Source organism: Colwellia marinimaniae (assembly GCF_002207865.1).
GTDB lineage: Bacteria > Pseudomonadota > Gammaproteobacteria > Enterobacterales > Alteromonadaceae > Colwellia > Colwellia marinimaniae.
In genome coordinates this window covers 1-2,853 of record NZ_BDQM01000071.1, presented here as the reverse complement: position 1 = coordinate 2,853, position 2,853 = coordinate 1, and the positions used below count along the sequence as shown (strand labels likewise).

The 2,853-nt window shown below is 35.5% G+C and carries 4 protein-coding genes; 2 read left to right on the top strand and 2 right to left on the bottom strand.

The features are described from left to right. Positions 1–391: 391 nt before the first annotated feature. Positions 392–673: a hypothetical protein gene (locus tag MTCD1_RS18100; protein ID WP_057183329.1), complete on the top strand. Its 282-nt coding sequence runs from the start codon at positions 392–394 to the stop codon at positions 671–673. 683 nt (positions 674–1,356) lie between these two features. On the opposite strand, the gene MTCD1_RS18095 is transcribed toward MTCD1_RS18100, so the two are convergent. After that, positions 1,357–1,590 carry a hypothetical protein gene (locus MTCD1_RS18095; RefSeq protein ID WP_057183327.1) on the bottom strand — a complete coding sequence of 78 codons (234 nt, stop codon included), beginning with the start codon at positions 1,588–1,590 and terminating at the stop codon, positions 1,357–1,359. Between the two features lie 182 nt (positions 1,591–1,772). Beyond that, complete coding sequence (locus MTCD1_RS18090; RefSeq protein WP_057183325.1) at positions 1,773–2,042, bottom strand: Txe/YoeB family addiction module toxin; 270 nt, start codon at positions 2,040–2,042, stop codon at positions 1,773–1,775. A gap of 197 nt (positions 2,043–2,239) precedes the next feature. Here MTCD1_RS18090 and MTCD1_RS18085 point away from each other — a divergent pair. After that, positions 2,240–2,853 (top strand): transposase (locus tag MTCD1_RS18085; protein WP_307188516.1); only part of this gene is annotated, 614 nt, incomplete at its 3' end.

The following is a 2,853-nucleotide window of genomic DNA, read 5'->3' as shown; positions in this document are numbered from 1 at the left end:
TACGTACAAAAAGATCACAGGTAAGAGTTGAGAATAATACAAAACCTCATATATGGAGCTAAGGGGATACCCCTTATTTATATACAGTTATAGTTTTAGGCTAATTAAATATCAAATATTTTATCAACTAAATATTACTGAGAAGCCTTAGTAATATCCCCCAATCAATCGTTATAAGACCTAACCAATTGATATTACGTAAAATAGTCTTTAATTATATATTGGAGATTACTTAGAGGTCTCAGTAATCTCCAAGGCCTAACAGAAATAAAATATTTTAAGTGTCTAAGGTGCTGAAAATATGGGATATTAATATGAATTAAATTAAAGCTATGGAGCGGACATTACTGAGCCGTATCCATAATAAGCTGTTATACCTAAAGGATAATTCGTGAGTAATACTAAATTTTCTGAAAGTTGTTATCTATGTAATTCGGATTCTAATTACATTAAAACGGATAATGAGAAGAAACGCCATTATTTATGCTCAAATGAAAACTGCGGTGAGTATGAAATATCATTAAGTGCTATGGAGCACTTAATTCATAATAATGACTTTAAATCTCAATTATTACCATTAGCTAAAAGGTGTAAAGGTACAGATGGTTTATTAAAGATCTCAGTAAAAGGGACAGCTATAGAGGCAAAAGTTAGACCAAGAGCTGAAGTGTAATTTAGGTATAAGTCACTTAAAAGGACAAATAACAGTTGGCTATTTTCACTGCGTTCAACATTTTAGCCAACTATAAATTTCCTCTTAATGAGGCGTTGGTTTTCGAGTTCGCCAAATGGAGTGTTATGTGAGTGATATAGTAAATGCAGTTTTAGAGTGGCCATTAATTATTCAGGGAGCATTGGGCTCTGGTTTATTTTGGCTTTTACTTTTGTTAGGGCAAAAAATTACATATTTATACTAGCAGATTAATTTCGCAGAGGTCTGCAAAAAATTAAATTCGCTATTTAAAAACCCTCCGTGACAAGTATATCGGTCTAAAAGCACATCAGGACAAAAATTTTCAATTTTCTAACTATGTTATTACTGGGGCTATTTATAAAAGTCTACGCTCGCTGTACATGGGGTTTATTTGGCTTGCGCTTGGACTATGTTTCGGATCAGTAATTCCTGTTTTGGGAATTGTAGGTTTTGTAGGTTGTCTCTATCACATGTTTAAAGGTTTATCTGTTGTACAAGCAATAGATACAGGCGCTTCACCTTCTGAAAAAATAACCGAAATAGATAAAAGAATTAGCGAGCTAAAACCTAACAAAGGCAATTAAATCGGACACCAAACACTTGACTGCTGTTCGTGCCTCACAACAATTATAGCCAAGTATTTTCTGTCGTTTATTGCGGCGTTAGTTTACAGGGATAGTTATGAGATTTATGCAGGTTCTGGGATTATCACTTGCTTTAATTGCCTTTTTATTAGGTACATGGGTTTTAGGAGGTGTTGATTCTGAAACATCATATTCTGCAGGTGCAGGAGTTTTCTTTGCTTTAATGATAACTTTCATCCCATGTATAATTACTTCCGCAGTTTTATTAATACCATCTTCAATTGAACTACTTTCAGCTAAAGCTAGAAACATCCATGGTTTTCACACTAAAATGTGGCAATTACTTCTTTCAATAAATGTAGTTATATCATTAGGGTACGTTTGCATTATTATTTTTATTATATACCTCTATATACAAGTTAAATAAGTGGCTTGGAGTAACTATAAGGTTTTCAAACGGACTGTTAGCAGCCGCTTAAAACGGCGTTATATTTTTAATGCTGGTCGTAATGTCCGCCAATAGCGAAGATATAAATACTGTCATCATCAAATTTATAGACCACTCTGTCTTTCTGGGAAATACGTTTTGACCATAATCCCGATAAATTATGCTTTAGCGGTTCTGTTTTACCTAAACCACTTGCAGGATCTGCACGTAACATTTCTTTTAAAATTTTGCATAATGCTTTATGAAGCTTTTTGTCTTTCTCTCTTAACTGCTCATAAATAAGCCAAGTCTTACCTTCAAAAACTAGTGATCTCATTTAATTGCTCTTGTGTCGGTTTATATCCAGTGTTTTTTTGGTGTGTCGCCATAATATAGCAGACATAATATAGCAGACACCCCTTTCACCCCTTTCAATCATAATATAGCAGACACCCCTTTCACCCCTTTCAATGGAACTAAACAAAAACCTCAACTATGCTTGTTTAATCAGCAATAAAACCAGTTGAGGTTACTATGGCAACGGCAAGAAAACAGCAAGTCAGTTTAATTGATACCTGTTATTATCACTGTATCTCTCGTTGTGTTCGTCGTGCTTTTCTATGTGGCGAAGATAAGTTAACCGGGCAAAGCTTTGAACATAGGCGCGGTTGGGTCAAGGATAAACTATTAGCGTTAAGCCAAACCTTTGCTATTGATGTATGTGCTTACGCAGTAATGAGTAATCATACTCATCTTGTTTTACATGTTGATGTTGAGCAAGCCAAAGCATGGACAATGCATGAAGTTGTTACTCGTTGGCATCAATTATTTAAAGGCACATTAATCACGCAACAATATTTACGCGGCGAAAAACTGATTAAACCTCTACAACAAATAGTGGAAGAAACCGCAGAGGTGTATCGAGCAAGGTTAACCGATATCAGCTGGTTTATGCGCATTCTAAATGAAAGCATTGCCGTACAAGCCAACAAAGAAGATGGATGCACAGGCAGGTTCTGGGAAGGTCGCTTTAAATCACAAGCCTTATTAGATGAAGCTGCTGTTATCGCCTGTATGGCGTATGTTGATTTAAACCCGATAAGAGCCAACATAGCTACAACCCCCGAAACCTCAAACCACACCAGTAT

What these genes read in the sequence shown, in the direction of transcription:
- MTCD1_RS18090 (WP_057183325.1), bottom strand. Translation starts at nt 2,042, where the DNA reads ATGAGATCACTAGTTTTTGAAGGTAAGACTTGGCTTATTTATGAGCAG.
- MTCD1_RS18095 (WP_057183327.1), bottom strand. Translation starts at nt 1,590, where the DNA reads ATGTTTCTAGCTTTAGCTGAAAGTAGTTCAATTGAAGATGGTATTAAT.